The sequence below is a fragment of the Rhodopila globiformis genome, from assembly GCF_002937115.1.
GTDB lineage: Bacteria > Pseudomonadota > Alphaproteobacteria > Acetobacterales > Acetobacteraceae > Rhodopila > Rhodopila globiformis.
Genome location: NZ_NHRY01000074.1, coordinates 1 through 23,253, shown reverse-complemented (window position 1 = coordinate 23,253; position 23,253 = coordinate 1). Strand labels below are relative to the sequence as shown.

Genomic DNA, 23,253 nt, shown 5'->3' with positions numbered 1-23,253 from the left:
GCCGGCGTGTTTCCCGAAGGGGCGCGCCATCCGGCTGGAGATGCGATATCAGAAGAGCGGCGGCCTTGCGATACGATTGCAATCAGGCGATGGCTGCAGGCACGCTTCCGCTTGCCTTGCTCATGGGGCTGCCGGTTGGTTGCGCATCGTCACAAACGCCCATGAGCGGGCCGGTCGAAGCGATGACGGAAGCGTGGGGGCCGTTCGCGCGCCAGTGCGCGACCACGCGCCTGTCCCACTTCGTGTCCCATCCTCGCCTGAGCCCGGAGGACGTCACGGAAACCTACATACGGTGCATCGGGTTCACCACGACACCCGGAAGCGAAGGCAGCGACGCCGTCGCCATCACAGCGAGCCTCGGCACAGGCAGCGAGTTTTCGTCTCCGCGCATCCTCCGCTTTGTCCGGGACAGGCGTGGCGCCGCGCGGCCAGCGGCACCGGGCGATACGGGCCTGCTTGCCCAGGGATCGGACGATGCGGCTGCCGCGGCCAGGCTGGCACAACGGATCGGTCTCTCGAAACAGCAAATGATCCGATCGGGGCAGACCGTGGGCTTCACGGTTCGGTTCTCCCTGCCGACGCCCGTGGACGTGCGCCTGTCATGCCGGCCGGATGGCGGCGGGCGGATAGACGGCAGGGATACGTTGGTCTTTTCCTGCACGGGCAGTGCAACGGTGCACACCGATGATTTCACCGGTCAGCTGCAGGTGTCCGGCGTCGAGGAACTCGACGTTCGCACCGGCGTTCGCCTGGCAAGCGAGCTGTCGGGACGCCTGGATGGCGACAGCCTGTCGCCCGACGGACACCATCGCGAGGCTGAAAGCGATCGTTTGCTGTACAACCTGGATACTGAATTCGAATAGACTGAAGCGGCACGACTTGCCGCGGGTCCGCCATTGCCGGGCTCCGGAGCAGCATGCCGGCGGGCTTCAGAACGTAATCGTCGCCCGCACCCCGCCTATGACGCCGTTCTTCAGCGGCATGCGGCTATAGATGCTCGGCATGCCGGCGCCCGGATTGATCACCACCTGCAGATCGGGTTGCAGCGCCAGCCATGGGGCCGCCTGATACAGGTAGGTCAGCTCGACCACCGTCTCGTTGCCGGCATAGGGGAAGCCGGTGCCGGTATAGAACACCTGGTCGCTGCCGAAGCGCACGGCGGCCGGGCTGATGCCAAGATACGCAACGCCCAGCCGAAAGCGTCGTTGTCGCGTCCGCTGAGCGGCGCGGTCCAGTTCAGCCCGCCCTCGATGAACAGGTTGCTCAGGTTGCAGTTTCCCGGCGCGCCCTTGACCTGAAGGAACACGCCGATGCCCTTGTCCTTGCTTCCGGGGTTTCGCCGGACAAGCTGATCGACGATGCCATACACGGCATAGTCGGTTGCGTGCCCGAGCGGCATGCCGCTGCTGGCCGGGCTGGCCAGCGGGAGCCCGTTGGAGGCAAGAACGGGACTGTTTAAATGTCCCGAAGCGAACCAGGCGCCCAGCTTGTAGGTTCCCGGCAATCCCGGCGCGCCCTCTTCCTGGTTCAGGGCGTACCACAGCTCGGTGAACACCAGCACGTGGTCATTCAAGCGGAACGCAACGCCGCCTTTGTCCCGCATATCCGGGTCCCCCAGTCCGGATCGAGCCGGATCGGCGGTGAACACCGCGCCGATTGCGGTGATCTTGCTTGTCGCCTCATATTGCGCACGCACGAATGGCGCCGCCAGCGGGTAGTTCGGGCCGCCATCCGGCAGGTCGACCGCCGCAAGCGCCGGATAGCCGAAGCTCGCGTTCAGGAACAGCGCGCCATACTGGGTGATCATCATCTGGTCATTGGCGCCCTCCTGGCCGAGCCGCAGCGTGAGGCGCCCACGCAGGAACTTCTGCTCCAGCCACAGCGCGTACAGCTTGGTGTCGCGGGTCGCCTCGACATTGCTGAGGAACTGCAGGTTGCCGACCAGGTTCTCGGACGGCCCACGGCCGTGGATCTGGTAGCCGGAGACGAAGAAGGTCATGTCGTCCCAGCCCAGCAGCCGCCCCAGGTCCAGCTGGACGCTGGCCGTGGTCAATCCGTCATAAACTACGCCCTGGCGCAATCCGCCGGTCATGTTGCCCCAGAGCTCGCTTTGCTCCTGCAGGCCGAGGACGACGCCGGCGTCCAGCAGCCTTTTACGCCAGCCATTCCAGTCGTCGGTCAGCGTGTCCTGGTTCCAGATGGAGAGAATCAGGTTGCCCGTCGGCTGCGCGCCGGGCTGCGCGGTCGGGGTCTGCTGGGCGGGCGGCTCCGCGGGCAGGGTTTGCCCACCCGACCCGGGGGCGGTCTGAGCGCTCGCCGCTGCCGAAACGAACAGCAGAAGGCTGCCGACGGCAAGGGACCGGGGCCGGCGATTCAGGAAGCCGCGCCCTTGCCACAGTGGGGCAACCGCATTGCGCATTGTCCCGTGCGTCTCGCGAGCCATGACGGAAGCCAGCTTCGGGTGTCTTTGCTGCCAAAAGCTCCAGGCCATGCGGCGCCTTTTTCGGGCAGCGCGAGGCCCATCGGCGGCGGCATCCTGTCCGCCCGCAGATCGTCCATCGCGCACCGCGGCGGCGGAACCGGCGCTGCCGCCGGCGCCCGCGGCTCCACCGGCCCGCGCCGGGTCATGTTGGCGGAGATGTCATCCATCATCGCCGCGGGGTGCGGGTCGAGGGCGCGCATCCTGTTCAGCGCCTGATGATCAACGTCGTGGAAATTCAGGTTGCGCATGGCGGGGCGCGCGGGATCGATCGCGACCGCGCCACGGCCAGCGAGGTTCTGGTTCCCAACGCCGTTCGCCTGGACGTGGCCGGACGAGGTTGCGGTGCTCATGTCCACGTCATTCCGCTTCGCGCAGCGGCAAACGTGCCGCGGTGCTGGTGACCAGGACTATCATTCGTCATTTTCGGTGCGCGAAGAGCGAGGATCGCTTCCCGCAGGATCAGTGGGATCGTGTCCTCGCTGATATGTAACGGGCGGTGGTGCGCTTTGTGTGATGATTGGATGACAAGACTTCTTCCCGCCATGCTGCCCGCGGGGCGGCAGTGGATATCTCTCGATGCCTGGTTGGCGACCCCGCTCTGATGCTGCGGTGAATTTCCCGGTTTGGCCGCCGAGGAAGGCGATGGCGCGGGCAGGTCTGCACGGCGTCCGCCGGTTCGCTGCCGGATCAACGAGTCGTGCCGGAGTTCGCTGTATGGACGCGTGCATAGGCACCTGAAATCCGAAAGCCATGCCTCTGATTTTGGCTCTTGTTGGATTTCGGGGTGGTGAGACGCTTCACCGCCCATCCGGAACCCGGCAGGAGCCTTGAAAACCGCAACCGAGCGCCCTGGCAACGATCGGCGCGCGGCCGACAGTACGTTCGGAGGTCCGTTTCACCACCGGGCCATTTGCGTTCATTTGCGTTCATCTGCGGTTCCTGAATCAGCGTGGCGGCGGGAGGGATGTTCCAACGCGTGCGTGCTGCGCCAAAGGAGAAATGGAACCGCAGATGAACGCGAATGCAGCAGGGCTGTTGCCGCAGCGGGGGCGCACGTCATCCGACAGGGCAGTGTCGTGGCCCTTTTCAACACGGTTCCGGTTGGATTTCGGGCCGTGGAACGCCTCACCCGACCACCCCGGAACCCGACAGGAGTCTTGATTGTTTCCTAGTGGAACTGCGGCGCATGGATTGCGCAGAGGATCTTGCACAAGAGACACCGGCCTTGTCTGGTATTTTCGACCAGGGGCGGTCATTGGATTGTGAAATCCGGACTGTCGCTATGCGGATGGCCGGTTCATAAATCGCAGACTACTGTCATCGTTCCGTCAAAAAAGGTCAGCACGGCACCGGTCGAAAGCGTGCCTGGAAACCGATTGCGCCTGGCGATCGGTCGAGGCGTGACGGCCAGAGACTTGATGAGGTTGACCTGGGACGGTTAGGAACGGAGAACGGTATGACCGTGCCGAGGGATCTTGCAGAAGGCGTCATCCCGGCGATGTTGCGATCGGCCTCAGCGCGGCGTTGCCCGCGCCGCTGCCTCCTCGACCCTGCATCCGGCGGCCAAAGCGGTGATGCGCACCGGCGTCACGCTCCACCGCAGGGGCGGTTGGTGCCGCAGAGGGCACGTCAGTGACCGAGGCGCAACTGGAACCGGCGGCTGGTGCCAGACCGGCAAGCCACAAGCGGCCGCATCGTCGCCGCCTTCGAAGCAGTCCCCCTGGCCGCGCGTGGCCACCACCATGGAAGAAAATGGGCGAGGCTCGTTGCCTCATCGTCATGGCTGGGCGTGTCCCCATACGCATCAGGATAAGGCGGCAGGCGGAGAAGGATTTGGCGCCGCGGCCGTTCTCTCACCGTCATGGCCGGGCGTGCTCCGGCCATCCACCCCCCGCCGTTGAAGCGCAGATGGCCGGGACACGCCCGGCCATGACGATGGGGCGATGACCCTGCGGAACCGTATTTCCGTACCAGCATGCGGGCAGCGGCCGCCGCTAAGGCGCGCCTCTGGGCACCCAACGCCGATCTGATCACAGGAGATAACGCACATGGCTCTCGAAGACTTTTTCAAGGGCGGCAACATCGTCACCGGCCTGGCGATCGGCATCGGTGCGACGATCCTTGCGCCCCTGGTCGCGCCGGCTGTCAGCACGATCCTGCGGCCGGCGGCCAAGACCGTGATCAAGGGGGGCATCCTGGCCTACGACTGGGGCCGTCAGGCGGCGGCCGAAGTCAGCGAGGCCGCGAGCGACATGGCCGCCGAGGCCCGGGCCGAAGCGCAGCATCCGCGGCCGGCAACCGCGGCGAAACCCGCTGCAAACGCAACAACGGCGAAATCGGACCCGCTGAAGCCGGACCTCAAGTCCCAACCGGTGTAAGCGATCCGGGGCTTCGGTAGCGTCATGGGTGTCATGGATCGCCCGGGCGCGGTGTCGCCCGGCACGGGACACCGCGTCCTTCAGCAGGCCGTTCGGCCGTGGCATCGATCGTTGCTGCGCCAGTTCGGCCCGGGCCTCGTGACCGGCGCCGCGGATGACGATCCGAGCGGCATCGCCACCTATTCCCAGGCCGGCGCGCAGCTTGGCTGCGCCGGATGCTGGATTCTGTTGCTGTGCTATCCGATGATGGTCGCCACCCAGGAGATCAGCGCCCGCATCGGCCGTGCGACCGGGGGCGGCATCGTCGCGGCCTTGCGCACGCGGTATCCGCGCTGGGTGGTTTACCTTGTGGTGGCGATGATTGCCTTCGCCAACACCGTCAACCTTGGCGCCGATCTGGGCGCCATGGCCGAGGTGTCCCGGCTGCTGATCGGCGGACCAAGGCTGGCCTACGCCGCGCTGTTCGGAACCCTGTGCGCAGGGCTGCTGATCCGGCTGCGGCTCAGGCTCTACGTGCGGTTTGTGAAGTGGGCGGCGCTTTCGCTGTCGGTTTATGTCCTGGCGGCAATTCACGCCGCGTCGTCCTGGAACGCCCTGCCACGGCTTCCCGCCCCGTCGATATCCCTGGACCGGTCCTCGATCGTCATGCTCATCGTCGCGGTCATGGGCACCACCATCAGCCCCTACCTGTTCGTCTGGCAATCATCGCTGGAGGGCGAGCGGGCGTGTGGCATGCCAAGCCTGCGAGAGCGCGACGCTGCTGTCGTGGCCGGTGAAGAGGCAAGGCGGATCAGGGCGGACACCTGTGCCGGCATGGCGGTGGCGACGATCGTGGCTTATGCCGTGATCGTCACCGCCGCCTGGACCTTGCATGCCGCCGGCATCACGGCGGTTGAGACAACGGCGCAGGCGGCGGAACAGCTGCGCCAGCTTGCGGGACCGTTGACGCATGTGCTGTTTTCGCTCGGCATCCTGGCCACGGGGCTGCTGGCAGTTCCCATGCTGGCGGGTTCCGCGGCGTTCGCGGTCGGGGAGGCGCTGGGCTGGCCCGTCGGGCTTGCGCGCATGCCCAACGAGGCTCCCGCGTTCCATGGCTGCATCCTGGCTGCCACGGCGGCTGGTATCGTCATGAACATATTTGGCGCAAACGCGATGCGGGCGCTGCTCTGGAGCGCGGTGATCAATGGCGTGCTGGCTGCCCCGGTGCTCGTGGCAATGATGCTGGTCGCGACCCGGCGCGAAACGATGGGCTGGCTGGCCCTTTCGCCCGTGCTTACGATGCTCGGCTGGGCAACGGCAGCGGTCATGGCAGCGGCCGCGCTGACGTTGCTGGTCATTCTGGGGCCGTGACTGCCTGGTGATCGGCGCTTCGATGTGAACGTCCCGAGGCCGGCTCGCCGGCAGCGTTGCCACGGCAGGGCCGGACCACTTCCGTAATCATGCGACGGAATTGCCGCCGACGTACGATCCGCCGCGGATCGTTCGCCGTCGTCCGTACTGTCGGACAATATCGGCCGCCACCGTGGCAGGCGCCGCCGGAGTCCAGGTCCGCAGGACTTGGCACAATGCTTGCTGCAATGCGGGACAGCCGAGCGGGCTTCGTATCGACGCCCTCCCGTTGCACCAACGTTGTTTTGTTACCAGGAGATATCGACATGCCGCGCCAGATCGCGTTCTACGGCAAGGGAGGCATTGGAAAGTCCACCACCTCCCAGAACACGCTCGCCGCCCTCGTTGAAATGGGACAGAAGATCCTGATCGTCGGCTGCGATCCGAAGGCTGACTCGACCCGCCTGATCCTGAACACCAAGATGCAGGACACGGTGCTGAGCCTCGCCGCCGAGGCCGGGTCGGTCGAGGATCTGGAACTCGAGGATGTGCTGAAGGTCGGCTATCGCGACATCAAGTGCGCTGAATCGGGCGGTCCGGAGCCGGGGGTTGGCTGCGCCGGCCGCGGCGTCATCACCGCCATCAACTTCCTCGAGGAAAACGGCGCCTACGACGACGTCGACTACGTCTCCTACGACGTGCTCGGCGACGTTGTCTGTGGCGGGTTCGCGATGCCGATCCGCGAGAACAAGGCGCAGGAAATCTACATCGTCATGTCGGGCGAGATGATGGCGCTGTATGCCGCCAACAACATCGCCAAGGGCATCCTGAAGTACGCGCACTCCGGCGGCGTCCGCCTGGGCGGGCTGATCTGCAACGAGCGCCAGACCGACCGCGAGGAGGAACTGGCCGAGGCGCTGGCGAAGCGGATCAACACCAGGCTGATCCACTTCGTGCCGCGCAACAACATCGTGCAGCACGCCGAGCTGCGGAAGATGACGGTGATCCAGTATGCGCCTGATTCGACGCAGGCCAGGGAGTACCGGACGCTGGCGGAAAAGATCCACAACAACTCCGGCAAGGGCACCATCCCAAGCCCGATCACCATGGAGGAGCTGGAGGACATGCTGCTGGAGTTCGGCATCATGAAGAGCGACGAGCAGGCCCTGGCCGAGCTGCAGGCGAAGGAGGCTGCCCTGGCCGCTGGCTGATCGGTATCGGCCCGGCGGGTAACGCATACGCGCTAACTTAACGGGCTGGCGGCATGGTCGTTGCTACAACGTCATGGTGGGCGCAGGCCCGCCATCCACGCCTTCTGCTGGTATCGGCACCGCAAGGCGTGGATGGCGGCCCTGCGGCCGCCATGACGACGGGACGATCACCGTGCCCGGCCGCCCAAGTTAGCGCCTATGCGGACAAGCCGGGCCATGACGGATAGGCCAACGTGCTCCCCTATGTTAGCGCCTATGCGGCGGTAACGGCCGCCGGGCCGACGCGAAGGCCATGGGCGTGCCGGCAGTTACGCCGGCACCACCATCACCGGCCCATCCAGCACCTGCATCAGCCGGCGGCGTATCCCACCCAGCGTCTGTCCGGCGCTGGAACACGTGGTGCAGCGGCCGGACAGCCGCACCCGGACGGCGATGCCCCTCCACCGCCACCAGTTCCACGTCGCCACCGTCCTGTTGGATGGCAGGGCGCACGGCGGCGATTATCGCGGCGATGATGGCGAGCCGTTTCGCCTCCGTCATACCCGGATGCCCCTGCGGGCACCGGCGGAGCCGTAGCTGGTGGCAAAGAAACGCAGCCCCTGCTTCAGGCCGGCGGCGGCATCGGCGAACGGCGCCACCTTCTGCACCAGCGATGCCCAGCCCTGGTAGCCGATGGCCACCAGGTGGTTGCGCATGTCACTGTGGTCGACCTGGCCCGAGCCGCCCAGCACGGCCTGCCCTGGCTCGTCCAGGTGCACCAGATCCAGGCGCCGGGCCAAGGCGGCGAACGTGCTGTGCCCCATCTCGCGGTTCGCGGTAAGCGCCGCCGCGCCCAGATGCAGGCCGAAGGATCTGTGCCCGATGGCGTGGCTCAGCATGGTGCACTGCCGGGCGCGGGCGCAGAAATCGCCTTCCGCTGGCGCAAGCGGCGCGAAGCACAGCACGGTGCCGTGGCCTTCGATGCGTGGCAGCAGGTCATACAGGAAGCCGCGGCACTGCAGCCACGCTTCCCGCTCGGCGATATCGTTGCGCCAGCGGCTTTCCAGGACCAGCGTCCGCCCGCCCAGGTCGCGGCACGCGGCCGAAAGCTGGACCAGCAGTTCCAAACTGCGGGCGCGCTTTTCGCCGGTCGTGAACAGCCCGAGGTCAGGACGGTGGCGGAACAGCCCGTGCATGCCGATGACCGACAGTTCCGCTGCCTCCACCGCCTTGCGGTAATCCCTGACCATGGCCGAGGTGACACGGTCGGGCCAGGTATGCGTCGGCACGATCTCCAGCCCATCCACCCCGAGGCTGTGCACGCAGGGCAGCATCCCAAGATGGTAGTAGGCAGGCAATGCCAGGTTGGAAATGGCCAGTTTCATCCCGTTGCTACTCCATTTCGTCAATGGAACTCATCAGCACGTGCCGTGGCGCGCCGGCGACGGCGGCTGCCACACGCGGTGTATCGCGTGCCTTGGCCTTGGCGCGGTCGACCCAGGCGAGGCCACCGTGGATCAGCGCCAGCGAGACCTCGTTCAGCAGGTCGAGAATGTCATGACCATTGTCGACAATGATCGGCTGGATCCCCAGTTTCATCAGCCTGCGGATCGAAGAACTGCCGATGGAGGCAGCGTAGACCGCGGCGCAGCCGTCGACGAAATCCAGCTTCGGCAGCACCTTGTCGTGCACCGTGCCGGTCAGCCCGGCTCGCCCGGACTCGCCAATCTGTTCGGCCTTCATGAATTCCGCGACGCCGACCAGGTCGGCCTGACCCGGTGACACGTCATAGATCATCAGGCTCTCGGCGCCACCGAAATGAAGATCGACCGTCCTGCGGTCGCTGGAGGCGAAGGCGATTCTCAGCATGGCAGCTCGCTTCCGGATTCGTCCGCGCGTGGCGTGCCTTGCCAGTAGCGGGAGCGGTATGGGCGGATTTCCTGGTAATGCGCCGCCAGCAGGTTGGCGGTTTCGAACAGAAGCTGGCGGGTGCCGGCATAGCCGACCCAGGCGCGGGCGTGGGCGCCGTAGCAGTCATAGATCGGGAAGCCGGCCCGCAGCAGCGCCGTTCCCTGGCGCCGGGCGATTTCCACGCCATGCGAGTTGGTGACAATCATGTCCGCGCGGCCTTCGCGGGCCAGGATTTCCAGGTCCTCCAGGTCGCCGATGACCACCGATGCCAGCGGCAGGTCCGCAAGATGCGATGCCCGGGCGGTGGCGACCGCGGCGACGATCCCGGAACCCATGTCGTTGAAGAAACCTGTCAGCGCGCTCAGAAGATCGGCATCGGCGGCGATTGCCACACGTGCGCCGCCAAGCTGGAACTGGCAATCCACCATGGCATCCTGCAACTGGTCCCGCTGGCGCCGGATGCCAGGCGGTACCGGGCAACCGGCGATTTCCGACAGGGGCCGGCAGAACGCGTCGCATGCCTCCAGCCCGATCAGGCTGGCAAAGCGGTAATCCGGCACGCCCGTCCGGTTACGTAACAGATCGGCCGCCTTGTTCAATGACGGCCCGATGACGAGCGTGGCGGCCGATCGGCTCATGTCCGGAATGGATGCCGGGGGCGTGCCGCCATAGGTCAGGGTGGAGAACCCCTGCTCGATCAGATGGCCATCGAGCGAGTCCGCAATGTCGGGCAGCATGATGGCGCTCAGGCCGAATGCGCCGATCAGGGTCTTGACCGCTTCGATGTCGCCCGGGGTCAGCATCGCCGACGCCAGCACGTTCACGCGCTTCCTGTCGCGGCGCACGCCTGGCGTCTCCGGCACCAGAGCCGTAATGATAGCCTCGACTGCCCGGGCAAAGCCGCTTTCCAGGCAGCCGATGGTGTCGGTCGTTGCAACCGGGATGACAATGACGTCATCGTGCGCCGGATACTGCGACCGGAACATTGCAACGGTGCGCTGGATGTCCGCGCCCTGCATTTCCGAAAGCCCCGTGGTGATCAGGCCGATGACGGAAGGCCGATCTTTGGCGCAGATCGTGGCAAGCGCTTCCACCACGTTGGCATCGGCGCCCATGACGGCAATGACATGGTCCATCGCCGTCGTCTGCAAGGCGATCGGCTCATGGAAATGGCGCATGAAAAACAGCTTGTTGAACGATGTGCAGCCGCGCGCGCCATGCTCCAGCGGCATCGAACGAGCCAGCCCGAGGAACGCCAGCGAGGCGCCGATCGGCTGGCTGGTCTTCAGCGGGTTGACGGCGAGCGCCTTGGTGGGGGTCAGGATTTCAGCCATGTAATGGTCCCTTCAGGCCGCCTGCCGCGGTTCCGCCGCATCGCCCCGCAGCCTCGCCCAGATCGGCGAATGCACGGTGTGCACGAGATTCGTGGCAAGCTCGATCATGCCGTCATAGCCGGCATAGCCGATGCGCCTGACATGATCGATGTCCAGGAACGGGATGCGCGACTTCAGCGTCGGATAGATATAGCGGTCGCCGGCGATCAGAATGTCACCGCGGCATTCGTGGAAGGTCCGCAACAACGCCGTCTGGTCGTTGTCGGAGATCATCCGGGCGTCGGGTCCCATCAATTCTCGGATCCGGGCCTTGTCTTCCTCGGTGGATTTCTCCGTTCCCGTGGCGACCACGTCCAAGCCGAAATCCTGCATGGCAGAAACAATCGACCAGGACTTGTAACCGCCGGTGAAGATCAGCACCCGCTTGCCGGCCAGGCGCGGACGCAACGGCGCCAGCGCAGCCTCGACCCTGGCTTCCCCGCGCGCGATCAGCGCCTCGGTCCGCGCGACGAGATCCGCATCGTCCAGCAGCCGCGCCAGGTTGCGGAAGGCACGGGAGGTGTCGGCAATCCCGTAGAAGCTGCCTTCAAAGAACGGCGTGCCATGATCCGCCTGCAGCTTGCGCGCGACGTGGATCATCGCCTTGGAGCACACCACCATGTTGGCCTCTGCCCGATGCATCGTCTGCACGTCCCGGAACCGGGAGTCGCCGGAGAATGTGCACAGGACGCGCAGGCCAAGTTCGTCGAACAGCGGCGCGACAGACCAGAACTCGCCGCCAACGTTCCATTCCCCGATCAGGTTGACGTCGTGGGTGACGATGCCCGGCCGCCGCGCGGAGGCGGGCACCGGGTCCGGCTCGCGCGTGCCGATGACGTGCTTGTAGACAGCGTCGCCGCCGATGCGATTGCCGAGGTTCTTGTTGCCGTAGAAGCCGGCGCAATCCACCGGCACCACCGGCACGCCGAACCGTTCCGCCGCCAGCCTGGCGACGGCCTCGATGTCGTCGCCCTGCAGCGCGGGCACGCAGGTGTTGTAGATGAACACGCCGGCCGGATTATAGGTCTCCACCGCCTGGCGCACGGCGTTGAACAGCCGTTTCTCCCCGCGTCCCATGACGACGTCCATGTCCGACAGGTCGGTTGTCATGCCGATGCGGAACAGATCCGCCCCGCTGGACCGCGAGCCGCGATTGTCCCACGACGATCCGGCACAGCCGATCGGCCCATGTACTATATGAGCCGCATCCGCTATAGGCAGCAGGGCATTACGGGCGCCATCGAAGCAGCACCCGCCCTGGGTGGCACCCGGCTGCGGTTTGGCACAGCCCGACTTGGCCTTCGCGTTCTGCGCGCAGGCCGGTTCGTTCATCAGGGCAAGCAGTTCGTCGGCTTTCATATCCGGCCTCACTGGCTGTGGTGGCGCGCACAGCAGCGTAGCAATCCGCGGGCCAAGATCGTGCGAATCCGGCTATAGCGGTGGTGTCCTTGCGGAACCGTCGTCCTGGAAGAAATTTGGCCTCAGGACATCGTACATAAGCCGCTTCTTCTTTGGATTTCGTACACCATGGAACATATCCGGCCGATGTCGGAAAAGCGACCAGACCCATTATGGTCCGCAATCCGACAATAGCGGTTCGTATATAAATCAGTGGTTTATAATATTATGATCCTGGCATCGGGATTGCATCCATCGTAGCGGGCTATCGCAAGGATACAGCAGGCCAGACATGGACCAGTCAGTCGCCATCGACGTCGAGGAATTCACGCATTGCTTCACCGGCGAATGCCGCGTGAACATGCTGCCGATCCTGTTTCAGATCAGCCAGATCATTGCTGAAAACCAGGATCTCGCCACGTCACTGACCGTCATGCTGCAGGTGATGCGCCAGCGCCTGAGGATGCGCCGCGGCATGGTGACGCTCTACGACAACCAGTCGGATGCCACCTTTATCCATGAAAGCTTCGGCCTGACAGGCGTGGAAAAGGCCAAGGGCCGCTATGCGCCGGACGGCGACATCAACACCAGGGTGGTGGAAAGCGGGCGCGCCGTCATCGTGCCGCACCTGCGCGACCAGCCGGGCTTTGTGGACGATGCCGCCAGCGACGGCGAATCCAGCAACGCCAAGGCATCCTTCATTTGTGTCCCGATCATGCACGCCAGGAAAGTCGTAGGAACAATCGGGGCCGAACGCGTGTACCTCAACCGCGGTCTGCTCAAGCAGGATGTCGAGCTGCTCGCCACCATCGCCTCGATGATCGGGCCTGCGGTGGAACTGTATCTGCTGGAGAATGTCGCCAAGGTGCGGCTGGAGAACGAAAATCGCCGCCTGAAGAACGCGTTGCGTGAGCGCTTCAAGCCCTCCAACATCATCGGCAAGTCCAAGCCGATGCAGGAGGTGTACGAACTGGTCGACAAGGTCGCGGCGACCAAGGCGACGGTGTTGATCCTGGGTGAAAGCGGCGTTGGCAAGGAACTGGTCGCCGGCGCCATTCATTACCACGGCGCCAATGCCGATGGACCGCTGGTCACCTTCAACTGCGCGGCGCTGCCGGAAAACATCGTCGAGAGCGAGCTGTTCGGCCACGAAAAAGGCGCCTTCACCGGCGCCGCCATGATGCGCAAGGGACGCTTCGAGCTGGCCGATGGGGGCACCATTTTCCTCGACGAAGTCGGCGAGCTCAGTCCGCCGATCCAGGCCAAGCTGCTGCGGGTGCTGCAGGAAAGAACCTTCGAACGCGTCGGTGGCAACCGCCCGGTGAAGGTGGACCTGCGCATCATCGCCGCGACCAACCGCAATCTGCCGGAGATGGTGGCGAAAGGCACGTTCCGCGAAGATCTCTACTATCGCCTGAATGTTTTCCCGATCACCGTCCCGGCGCTGCGTGAGCGCGGCAGCGACGTCATCCTGCTGGCGGACCATTTCGCCGCCCGCTGCTCGGCGCAGGCGGGCAAGGAGGTGAAGCGGATCTCCACGCCTGCGCTGAACATGCTGATGGCGTATCACTGGCCAGGCAACGTGCGTGAGTTGGAGAACGTGATTGAGCGCTCCGTGATTCTCTCGGACGATGCCGTCATCCATGGCTACAACCTGCCGCCGTCGTTGCAGACGTCGGCCGAAACCGGCACCGCCTTCGGCTGCGGTCTGGAAGCGAAGATCCACGCCGTGGAATACGAGATGATCGTCGAGGCCTTGAAGACCCATCAGGGCAACATGACGGAGGCAGCCAGGGAACTGGGCCTGACCCGGCGGATCCTGGGCCTGCGGATGGAAAAGCACGCCATCAGCTACAAGACGTTTCGCCGCGCGGACTCGCGCCACTAGAGGACAACTGCCATGGCTGCCCGGACCGACAACCAGCACTATCACCTGATTCTTGCTGACATCGCCATGATGGCTGCGATCAACACGTACGATCACCAGTCCGCTACCGAAACCGGCGCCGGCTATACGCCAGGATCGATCCGGGACGGCTGGCTGGCGCGCACCGCTGATCCGGCCTTGCGTAGCCGCGTGACGGCGATGGCGGCCGCGGCCCTGGGGTCGCTGAAGAACATGGCTGCAACGCAACTGGCCGCGGTGGCACGGACTTATGGCGTGCCGCTGGCCGCTGACGAGGCCGAACGGATGGAGCAGCACTTCAACGGCAAGCGAAATGCCGTGCTGACCTATCAACGCACGCGGGGCAACGCCGTGTCGGCTTGATCGCCGTCGGTGCCACCGGCATGAGTTATGACGCGATGGTACCGATTGCGCCGCGTGCTCCGTCCGGTTGGCGGCGATGCGGCCACGTGACGCCATGACGATGGGGCGGCGATCGTGCCGCGCTGTCTCCATGCCGGCAGGGCAGGGACAACGCGCGATCGTTCCTGAATCGGCATATCCGGCTGTTGACGCGCAGATCCCGCCGGCATCGCTCGTGGACGCGATGCGCAGCTTGTCAAGCAAGGCCCTCCGCTTCGTCGGCCCTGCGCGCCGCCGCATCCCGCAATGCCGGGTCGCCCCAGCCGCCGCCGCCGCCGGAGCGCACATGGATCACGCTGCCGGTCGGGACCGGCACGTTGACTTCCTTGCTCTTCAGTTTCCGCGGCGCCGCCCCCGGCGCCAGCAGCGTGTAGTCGTGCGGCGCGCCATCCTGCCCGCCGTTGATCCCGCGGGCGCCGTGCACGACGCCTTCCCCGGCAGTGTTGGCACAGGTGACGCCCGCGGCCTCCACCCGCAGCCGCATGTCGCCGCCGTAGCCGCCGCGGTACTGCCCATCGCCGGCCGAGCCGGGACGGTATTCATGCGTCTCGAACACCAGCGGGAAGCGTGTCTCCGCCACCTCGATGCTGCCAAACTTGATGCCGCCGGCGGAGTGCCACTCGCCGATGGTCGAATAGCCGTCGCCCGCCGCCGAACCGCCGCCGCCGGGCCGCGCCTGGAACATGTGCCAGATGAAGCGGCGACCAGTGCGGGGATCGGTGCCGGTCAGCGCGATCCGCAGGCGCCGTCCCCACCCGCCCGTGACGCGCTCGGGGCACGCCTTGGCCAGGGCGACGATGATCGCCTCGATGATCTCGTTCGAGCAGTGACTGGTGCACATCGTCACCGGCGCGCCCTCGCGGGCCCAGACGATGGTGCCTTCCTTCAGCGTCACCGTCAGTGGCCGGAACGCGCCGTCGTTCTTGGCAATATCCGGATCGAGCAGGAAGGCAAACGCCATCGTCACCGCCGACTGGGTATTGGCATGCGACGAGTTGACGAACCCGGTGACCTGAGGATCGGATCCGCTCAGGTCGATCGTCACGTCGCTGCCCTGCTTGGTCACCCGCGCCCGGACGACGATGTCCTTGCGATCGAAACCGTCGTCGTCCAGCACCGCCTCGCCGTCGTAAACGCCGTCGGCCCATTCCGAAACGATCCGGCGGGCGTGGCGCTCGGCGGTGTCCAGCATCGCCTCGATCGAGGCCGACAGGGTTTCCCCGCCGAACTCCCGGATCACCGCGGCCAGGCGTTGCTCGCCCAGGCGGGCGGCGCCGATTTGCGCGGCCAGGTCGCCGCGGAAGTCGCGCGGGTGGCGGACGTTCAGCGCCAGCATCTCCAGCAGGTCCTCGCGCAGCACGCCGTTCTCGGTCAGGCGCATCGGCGGCAGGCGCAGGCCCTCGTGCCAGATTTCCGTGGCGGCGGGATTGTAGGCGCCGTGCGTCGCGCCGCCGATATCGGAATGATGCGCCCGGACCGCGGACCAGAACATCAGCGCGTCGCCGGCAAAGACCGGCACGAAGATGGTCAGGTCCGGCAGGTGCGAGCCGCCGCGATACGGATCGTTCAGCAGGTAAACATCGTCCGGCGCGGGAGACGGGAACCGCCCGGCTATCGCCTTCGCCGCCCAGGACATCGCCCCGACATGCACGGGAATGTGGTCCGCCTGCGCAATCAGCCGGCAGCGCGCGTCGATCAGCGCGATGGAAAAGTCGCGGGATGAATTCAGGATCTGCGAATAGGCGGTGCGCAGCATCGCCTCGCCCATTTCCTCGGCAATCGCGCTCAGCCGGTTCTGCAGCACGGCGATGGTGATGGGATCGGTCATGCCATGATGGTGGCGCATCCATGGCCGTCGCGAAAGCCGTCCGTGGTCCATACTTTGTGATCGCAGGACCGCGCGGAATCCCCATGTTCTCGTTTACGCGATGGCCGTGACGATGCTTTGTCAGGCAATCGGGCAAAACTGCCTGACAGGCTCTGCGACCTCGCGAACAATAATACGGAGGAGTGGCCAGATGATCAGAACACCGCCGGGCTGGGGCGCGGATATGCTGACCCAGGCCTATCGTTCGTTGACCACGACAACAGAAACAGGAAGCTGGGAGGCGGATCGCCTGTCCGGCCATCTGGGCGTCCGGCGCCTCAATTTCGATGACCTGCGGTGGGCGCTGGCCCGTGGCTGGGACGATTTCGGCCAGTCGCGGACCGACGTGATCTTCCTCTGCGTGGTGTATCCCCTGGCCGGCCTGCTGCTGGCCCGCCTGGCATTCGGCTATGAGATGCTGCCCCTGGTGTTCCCGCTGGCATCGGGCTTCGCGCTGCTCGGGCCGCTCGCCGCGGTCGGCCTGAACGAACTGAGCCGGCGGCGGGAGCTTGGCCTGTCCGCCGGGTGGAGCGACGCCTTCAAGGTGTTCCGTTCGCCATCCTTCAACAGCATCGCCCTGCTGGGCCTGATCCTGATGGGGATGTTCGTGTTCTGGCTGGTGCTCGCGCAGCTTGTCTATAACCTGACGTTGGGGCCGGAGCCGCCGGTTTCGTTGGGCAGTTTCGCGCATGACGTGCTGACGACCCCGGCGGGGTGGGTCATGGCGATCGTCGGCACCGGCGTCGGCTTCGTGTTCGCGGCGATTGCGCTGTCGATCAGCGTCGTGTCGTTTCCGATGCTGCTGGACCGCCATGTCTCGCTGGAAACCGCCGTGCGCACCTCGATTAATGTGGTTCGCCACAATCCGGTGGTGATCGCGGCGTGGGGGCTGGTCATCACAGCCGGGCTGGTCATCGGCTCGATTCCTCTGCTGCTTGGGCTGATCGTGGTCATGCCGGTCCTCGGACATGCGACGTGGCATTTGTATCGCAGGGTTGTGCGGTACTGAGGCGGGGTGCCGGCATCGGCGCTACAGCAAACCGCAGATAGGTTGAGACGACCCGACGGCGCGCCTTCATCGTCATTGCCGGCGCAGGCTGGCCATCTACGCCTTGCGGTGCTGATACCATCAGAAGGCACGGATGGTGGGCCTTCGCCCACCATGACGTTGTGGAAATGGCCGTGCCGCCGGCCGCTGGGGGTACGGCAATTCCACCGGCCGCTGTGGCAGCGTAATGTGGCGGCGGCGCCGGAAAGGGAACAGGGTGCTTCGACAGATAGCCGCAATGCTGCTGGTGGTCGCGTGCCTTCTTCCAACCGGCGCCCGTGCGGCCTGCTCGGTGGAGGCGAAGGCCACGGTACCACTGGGCACAGCCGACAACGTGCTTACCCTTCCGGTGCAAGTGAACGGCATCACCGCCACGTTCGTCCTGGACACCGGCGCGCAACGCTCGCTGGTCAGCATGGAGGCGGTTCAGCGCCTGGGATTGACGCGGGACCCCTGGGTTGGCACCACCATGAGTGGCATCGGCGGCATCGATCGCCGTCCCAACGCCGATCCGCGCAGCCTCAGCCTGGGTGGCGTGACGCTGGTGCGGCGGACACTGAACCACGACAACAGCCTGACGGTTGGCATCCTGCCGCGCCCGCGTGTTGGCAACCGGGTCATCGACGGGTTGCTCGGACGCGATTTCCTGTCGGTGTTCGATCTGGACCTGGACATGCCCGGCGCCCGCCTGACGCTCTTCCACGTGCATGACTGCGCCGGCCGCTTCCTGCCGTGGCAGGGCGACTATACATCCGTCCCGGTTTCCGTCCCGACCGGGCAGGCGCTGGTCCTGCCGGTGACGCTGGACGGGACGCCGCTGCGGGCCTTGCTGGACACCGGCTCCAGCGCCAGCCTGGTGGCGAGGCCGGGGATGTTCCGGCTGGGGCTGCAGCCGTCACGGCTTGCGGCGGACCCGGCCAAGGCATTCAGCGGCCTCGGACCGCGTTCGGTCGTCATGCGTCTTCACAGGTTCCGGACACTCCAGGTCGGGCAGCAGGTCATCCAGGCGCCGTTGCTATGGGTGGCCCCGATCCGCCTGTCGCCGATTGTCGACATGCTGCTGGGCGTTGACTGGCTGGTCGGCCGGAGGATCTGGATTTCCTTCGCGACACGGCAGATCTTCGTGGCTGGCCGATAGCCGCCGACGGCTCCTATGAAAATGCGGTCTCGCAAGCGCCGGTCGTCTCTCTATCGTCATGGTTGGGCGTGGCCGGCCATCTGCGCTTCAACGGTGGGGGGTGGATGGCCGGGACACGCCCGGCCATGACGGAGAGGCAACGGCCTCTCACCCATTTTCGGGCCCCACGGTGCCGGCGCGCCAGCTGGCCAACTACCATGCCGCATCCAGCAGCGCGCGCACCGTCGCCGAACCATCGATCTTCCGCGGATTGGTGTGAACCCAGCGGTCGTGCATCGAGCCCTTTGCGATCACATCGAGCTGGTCAGCCGTCACGCCCACCTCCCGCAGCGTGCGCGGCAGGCCCAGGCCGGCGATCAGGGCCGCGACCGCGTCCGCAGCCGGCTGGTCCGGCTGCCCGAGCGCCTCGCTCACCCATTTCTGCCGCGCGGCGTTGACCGGTTCGTTGAAGCGCAGCACGTGCGGCAGCATCACGCAGGAGGTATAGCCGTGCGGCACGTTGGCGGTGCCGCCCAGCACGTGGCCGATGCCGTGGCTGGCGCCTTTGCTGACGCCGTTCTGCGATCCCATGATCGACATCCACGCACCAAGCTGGCAGTCCAGCCGCGCGTCCAGGTCACCCGGGTTCGCCTTCACCCGCGGCAGACCGGTGGACAGCAGGCGCAGCGCGTGCAGCGACGTCCCGTCGGAGAACGGTGCGGGGTTGATCGAGCAGATGTCCTCCACCGCATGATCGACGGCGCGGATGCCGGTGGACAGGAACAGCCACGCCGGCGTGTGGACGGTGACGGCCGGGTCGAGGATTACCGTATGCGGCATCATCAGCGGATGCGCATAGCTTTCCTTCACATGCCGCACCGTGTCGGTGCAGCCGGCCATGGCGGTGTATTCACCGGCCGACAGGGTCGTCGGCACGTCGATCGAGCGCAGGGCCGGCGACCTGACCGGCGGCCGTTCGGTCTTTCCGTCCGCCGTAATGACGGCGCGGAATGCATCGAGCTGCGCCGGCGCCGTCACGTCGTTGCCCAGGCACAGGCCGATCATCTTGGCCGCGTCGGTCACCGATCCGCCGCCGACGGTCAGCAGCCAGTCGGCCCGGGCCGCCCGCGCCTCGTTCGCCGCGGCCACGACGTCGGTGCGCGGCGTGTGCGCGCCGATGCGGGCACACAACCCGGCCAGACGGTTGCCCAGGACATGGCGCACCGTGTCGACGACATCCGTCTCCCGATTGAGCGTGCCGCTGGCCAGGACATACACCGCGCGGGCACCGAGGCGGGTGATCTCGTCAGCCAGGGCTTCGGCGAGGGGAATGCCATAGACGACGCGGTCCATCGGCGGCGTGCGGTGAATGCCACGGATCATGGGGTTATCCTCCTGCTTTGGCGCCAGCATGGCGGAGGCGGGCACGGGCGGAAAGGGGCGGGCGGTGTTGGTTGCAATTTGAACAATTGGTTAACTTGCCAACCCGCATGGTTTCGGCGCAAACTTCGGGGATCGTCGCAACAACTGAAAGGAGGTGATCCAGTGTCTCATTGTTCGGTGGCTTCCATTGCCATGACCTGGATTGCCGGCGCCATTCCGTCGGCATAGAACTCTCCGGTCCGGCAACGGACAGCTGCAAACAATGTGAAAGCCCCGGGCCTCGTCCGGGGCTTTCTGCTTTCTATGATCAAGATGCGGTTCCGCGGGCGCCGGTCGTCTCCTTGTCGTGACGGCCGGGTGTGTCCCCACGAGTATCAGCATAAGGTGGTGGACGGAGAAGGATTGGGCGCCAGGTCCGTTGCCTCACCGTCATGGCCGGGCGCGTCCCGGCCGTCCACCCCCCACCGTCTGTGCGCAGATGGCCGGGACACGCCCGGCCCCTATCGGTGAGGGAGAAGCCCTTGCTCCGCCAGACGTCCTATCCTGATACGCGTGGGGACACGCCCGGCCATGACGGTGAGCCAATTGCGCTACCGTCGCCGCCGGCTGGCTTACTCGGCCCGGGGCCAGGCTGTCAGCGATCGGTCAGCCGCAGCTCGATCCGGCGATCCTTCGCATAGGCATCCGGCGTGTCGCCGGGACCGAACGGCTGGTATTGCCCGAAGCCCGTCGCGGCCAGATGCTCCGGCGGCACGCCATCGGCAATCAGCAGCTTCACCACCGTGATCGCCCGCGCGGCCGACAGCTCCCAATTCGATGCGAACGCGCCGTTCTTCACCGGCTGCGGATCGGTATGGCCATCCACCCGCAGGACCCAGTTCACGTCGCTCGGGATCTCCTTCGCGATGTCCTTGATCGTGACCGCGAGGGCCGTCATCTGCGCCTGCCCGGCGGGAGTCAGATCGGCGCTGCCGACGGGGAACAGCACTTCGCTTTGGAACACGAACCGGTCGCCGACGATCTGGATGCCCGGGTGGTTGGCCAGCACGCTGCGCAGCCGGCCGAAGAATTCGCTGCGGTACTGCTGCAGTTCCTCCACCTTCTGCGCCAGGGCCATGTTCAGCCGCTGGCCCAGGTCGGCGATCTTGACATCCTTCTCCTTGTTCTGCTCCTGCGTCAGTTCCAGGCTGCTGGAGATCGCCGACAGCTGGTACTTCAGCTGGTCGATCTGCTGGTTCAGCAGCGCGATCTGGGCCTTGGCGCTGTCGCCGAGCTTCTTCTCGTCCGACAGCTGCAGTTCCACCGCCTGACGCCGCTGCTGCTCGGTCATCGCCCGGGCGGCGGCATCCTGTGCCTTCTGTTCCAGCTGATCGCGCAACGCCGCCAGGGCACGTGTCTGGTCCGCCAGCTTCGCCAGATCCGACAGTTTGGCCTGCAACGTGTCCTTGTCGACCGCGACGGTCCTGTCCAGCGTGGCGATCTGCTTGTGCATCTCGTCAAGCTGGCGCTGCGCGTCGGCGAGTTGTGTGTCCGCCTTGTCGGCGTGCTGCGACGCCTCGCCCAGTTGCGCCTGCAGCCGAGCCGCGGCGGCATTGGCGGCCTGCACCGCCAGGCTGGCGTCGTTCAGCTTGCCCATCAGCCGCTCACGCTCGGCCGTGCGGTTGGCCAGCTCGACCCCAAGCTGGGCCACCGATTGCTGCAGGTCGGTCTCTTTCCCGCGTTCCAGCGACAGGGCGTCGGCCAGTTGCGTCAGTTGCTGCCGGGCCTTGTCCAGTTCGTGGCTGCGGCCGGACAGCGCCGTGCTGAGGAAGGCCTGCGCCAGGACGAACACCAGCAGGACGAAGATGATGACCATCAGCAGCGTGGACAGCGCGTCCACGTAGCCCGGCCAGGCCTCCAGGCCGTTGCTGCCGTTGCGGCGGGTGCGGGCGGCCATTACCGCGGCGGCTCCGCCAGCGCCGCGACCGTGCGGGTCAGCAGCCGCAGGTCGTTGCGCAGCTCCGCCGTCGAGCGGGCGCGGCCCTGCTCCGATTCGGCCAGCAGCCGCTGCAGGGCATGTTCGATATTGCGCAGATGGTTTCGGGTAATATCATCGCCTCCCTGTGCCTCGCCCAGCCGCTGCAGCGCCGGGCGCATCGCCGTCTGGGTTTCCGCGATCCGCAGCATCAGCTGCTGGTTCGCCCGCATGGTGTCGGCCAGCATGCCCAGGCGTTCGTTCAGGGCCAGGACCGCCTGGTTCATCTGGATGCGGTTCTCTTCGTCCCGCACCAGGACCTGCTGCAATCCTTCCATGTTTTCCGCCGTCTGCTCAAGCAGCGCCTGGACGTAGACCGGCACCGACCCTTCGCCTTCCGACAGCGCGCCGGACGGCAGCCGCGTCAGGCCCGCCAGCCACTCCTCCAGCTCATTGAAGAAACGGTTCATCGCCTGGCCTGCGGTCAGGTCCAGAAAACCCAGCACCAGCGCGCCGGCCAGGCCGTACATGCTGGCCGAGAAGGCGGTTCCCATCCCCGCCAGCGGCTTGACAAGGCCCGACTTCAGCTGGTCGAACATCATGGTCATGTCGCCGTTGCCCAGCGTCATGTCGCGAATGACCTCGGACACCGCGCCGACGGTCTTCAGCAGGCCCCAGAACGTCCCGAGCAGGCCCAGGAAGATCAGCAGCCCGGTCATGTAGCGCGACAGTTCCCGGCTCTCGTCCATGCGCGACGACAGCCCGTCCAGCAGGCTGCGCATCGCCGAGGCCGACAGTGTGAGGTGGCGGTTGTCGCTGCGCTTCTGGCCTTCCCGCATCGCCAGCATGCTGGCCATCGGCGCCAGCAGCTTCGGCGAGGGCAGGGCGGCGAGGCGGCTGCGCGAGGTCTGGTAGGTTTCCAGCCAGATGACCTCCGGCCGCAGCCGCAGGACCTGGTTCAGGTTCCAGAGGATGCCCAGCAGCAGGATCAGCAGGATCAGGCTGTTGAGAACGGGGTTGTTGTAGAAGGCGGTGATCAGTACCGGAGAAAGCAGGCCAGCCACGATGCCCACCGCGATCAGGAACAGGATCATCCGGATCAGGTAGGCCGAGGGCTTGGTCATTTCTGCGCCGCCTGGTTGCCAGTGCCTTCAACGCTCACGTCGGCCCTGTCGGCCGGTCCATCGCCAAACTTTGCGCCCAGCGCTCGCACAAAGATGCGAGCCGACGGAACGCCGTCGGCGATCAGGGCGCTTCGGACCGCCATGGCGCGCGACAGGGAAAGCCGCCGTGCGGTGGACGGGTCGTCCGGCGTTCCGGGCGCATAGGCATCGACATTGAACGTCGTGGCATCGCTGGATGGCACGGAGGCGGTCAGTTGCTTGATGGCGGCCACGCTTTCCGGGCTCAGGTCCGACTGGCCCGAGGCAAACGTCAGGCGCAGGCCCGAGGTCGTCGGCGCGGCGGTGGTCGCCGCCTTGTCGGAAACCGGCGGTGGCGGGGGCGGGGCTGAGC

Annotated in this window: 19 protein-coding genes and 1 pseudogene; 8 read left to right on the top strand and 12 right to left on the bottom strand. The window is 66.0% G+C overall.

Annotated features, from left to right (window positions below):
* The first annotated feature begins 89 nt into the window (after positions 1–89).
* Positions 90–863, top strand: a complete 774-nt coding sequence (locus CCS01_RS07820) for a hypothetical protein (protein ID WP_146101607.1) — start codon at positions 90–92, stop codon at positions 861–863.
* A 66-nt stretch (positions 864–929) separates the two neighbouring features.
* Here CCS01_RS07820 and CCS01_RS07810 read toward each other — a convergent pair.
* Positions 930–2,092, bottom strand: a pseudogene (locus tag CCS01_RS07810) (carbohydrate porin).
* Between the two features lie 281 nt (positions 2,093–2,373).
* The gene (locus tag CCS01_RS32600) at positions 2,374–2,838 is read right to left on the bottom strand and encodes a hypothetical protein (protein ID WP_146101606.1); all 465 of its coding nucleotides are present in this window, start codon (positions 2,836–2,838) and stop codon (positions 2,374–2,376) included.
* Between the two features lie 1,692 nt (positions 2,839–4,530).
* Between CCS01_RS32600 and CCS01_RS07800 the strand changes: the two genes are divergently transcribed.
* From CCS01_RS07800 to nifH, 3 genes are all read left to right on the top strand, one after another.
* Complete coding sequence (locus CCS01_RS07800; RefSeq protein ID WP_104518264.1) at positions 4,531–4,860, top strand: DUF5132 domain-containing protein; 330 nt, start codon at positions 4,531–4,533, stop codon at positions 4,858–4,860.
* A gap of 111 nt (positions 4,861–4,971) precedes the next feature.
* Complete coding sequence (locus tag CCS01_RS07795) at positions 4,972–6,210, top strand: NRAMP family divalent metal transporter (protein ID WP_204848176.1); 1,239 nt, start codon at positions 4,972–4,974, stop codon at positions 6,208–6,210.
* Positions 6,211–6,509: 299 nt separating this feature from the next.
* On the top strand, positions 6,510–7,400 hold the full coding sequence (gene nifH / locus CCS01_RS07790; protein WP_104518296.1) for a nitrogenase iron protein: 891 nt from the start codon (positions 6,510–6,512) through the stop codon (positions 7,398–7,400).
* 308 nt (positions 7,401–7,708) lie between these two features.
* Here the strand turns inward: nifH and CCS01_RS36005 are convergent, their stop codons facing one another.
* The 5 genes from CCS01_RS36005 to nifE form a co-directional block, all read right to left on the bottom strand.
* A complete protein-coding gene (locus CCS01_RS36005; protein WP_408887478.1) occupies positions 7,709–7,822 on the bottom strand; it encodes a hypothetical protein in 114 nt (37 codons plus the stop codon).
* A 114-nt stretch (positions 7,823–7,936) separates the two neighbouring features.
* A complete protein-coding gene (locus CCS01_RS07775; protein WP_104518262.1) occupies positions 7,937–8,764 on the bottom strand; it encodes a sugar phosphate isomerase/epimerase family protein in 828 nt (275 codons plus the stop codon).
* Between the two features lie 7 nt (positions 8,765–8,771).
* Positions 8,772–9,248 (bottom strand): NifB/NifX family molybdenum-iron cluster-binding protein, encoded by a 477-nt coding sequence (locus CCS01_RS07770; RefSeq protein ID WP_104518261.1) that lies wholly within the window; start codon positions 9,246–9,248, stop codon positions 8,772–8,774.
* Positions 9,242–10,624, bottom strand: a complete 1,383-nt coding sequence (gene nifN / locus CCS01_RS07765; protein WP_104518260.1) for a nitrogenase iron-molybdenum cofactor biosynthesis protein NifN — start codon at positions 10,622–10,624, stop codon at positions 9,242–9,244. Before nifN ends, CCS01_RS07770 begins: the two co-directional genes overlap by 7 nt.
* Before the next feature lie 12 nt (positions 10,625–10,636).
* Positions 10,637–12,022 carry a nitrogenase iron-molybdenum cofactor biosynthesis protein NifE gene (nifE, locus tag CCS01_RS07760; RefSeq protein ID WP_104518259.1) on the bottom strand — a complete coding sequence of 462 codons (1,386 nt, stop codon included), beginning with the start codon at positions 12,020–12,022 and terminating at the stop codon, positions 10,637–10,639.
* 331 nt (positions 12,023–12,353) lie between these two features.
* Here nifE and CCS01_RS07755 point away from each other — a divergent pair, with 331 nt between their 5' ends.
* A complete protein-coding gene (locus CCS01_RS07755) occupies positions 12,354–13,949 on the top strand; it encodes a sigma 54-interacting transcriptional regulator (protein WP_104518258.1) in 1,596 nt (531 codons plus the stop codon).
* A gap of 12 nt (positions 13,950–13,961) precedes the next feature.
* Positions 13,962–14,330 (top strand): hypothetical protein, encoded by a 369-nt coding sequence (locus CCS01_RS07750; RefSeq protein WP_104518257.1) that lies wholly within the window; start codon positions 13,962–13,964, stop codon positions 14,328–14,330.
* A 235-nt stretch (positions 14,331–14,565) separates the two neighbouring features.
* Here the strand turns inward: CCS01_RS07750 and CCS01_RS07745 are convergent, their stop codons facing one another.
* Complete coding sequence (locus tag CCS01_RS07745; RefSeq protein WP_104518256.1) at positions 14,566–16,197, bottom strand: hydantoinase B/oxoprolinase family protein; 1,632 nt, start codon at positions 16,195–16,197, stop codon at positions 14,566–14,568.
* A gap of 190 nt (positions 16,198–16,387) precedes the next feature.
* Here CCS01_RS07745 and CCS01_RS07740 point away from each other — a divergent pair, with 190 nt between their 5' ends.
* Complete coding sequence (locus tag CCS01_RS07740; protein ID WP_104518255.1) at positions 16,388–17,245, top strand: DUF2189 domain-containing protein; 858 nt, start codon at positions 16,388–16,390, stop codon at positions 17,243–17,245.
* Positions 17,246–17,501: 256 nt separating this feature from the next.
* On the top strand, positions 17,502–18,422 hold the full coding sequence (locus CCS01_RS07735) for a retroviral-like aspartic protease family protein (protein WP_158258277.1): 921 nt from the start codon (positions 17,502–17,504) through the stop codon (positions 18,420–18,422).
* Between the two features lie 192 nt (positions 18,423–18,614).
* On the opposite strand, the gene CCS01_RS07730 is transcribed toward CCS01_RS07735, so the two are convergent.
* The 4 genes from CCS01_RS07730 to CCS01_RS07715 form a co-directional block, all read right to left on the bottom strand.
* Complete coding sequence (locus CCS01_RS07730; RefSeq protein WP_204848175.1) at positions 18,615–19,784, bottom strand: iron-containing alcohol dehydrogenase; 1,170 nt, start codon at positions 19,782–19,784, stop codon at positions 18,615–18,617.
* Positions 19,785–20,418: 634 nt separating this feature from the next.
* On the bottom strand, positions 20,419–21,720 hold the full coding sequence (locus tag CCS01_RS07725; protein ID WP_104518253.1) for a peptidoglycan -binding protein: 1,302 nt from the start codon (positions 21,718–21,720) through the stop codon (positions 20,419–20,421).
* Complete coding sequence (locus tag CCS01_RS07720; RefSeq protein ID WP_104518252.1) at positions 21,720–22,862, bottom strand: flagellar motor protein MotA; 1,143 nt, start codon at positions 22,860–22,862, stop codon at positions 21,720–21,722. The genes CCS01_RS07725 and CCS01_RS07720 overlap by 1 nt, the downstream gene beginning before the upstream one ends.
* Positions 22,859–23,253, bottom strand: a 395-nt coding sequence (locus tag CCS01_RS07715; protein ID WP_158258276.1) for an OmpA family protein, incomplete at its 5' end; no start/stop codon positions are given. The genes CCS01_RS07715 and CCS01_RS07720, both read right to left, overlap by 4 nt.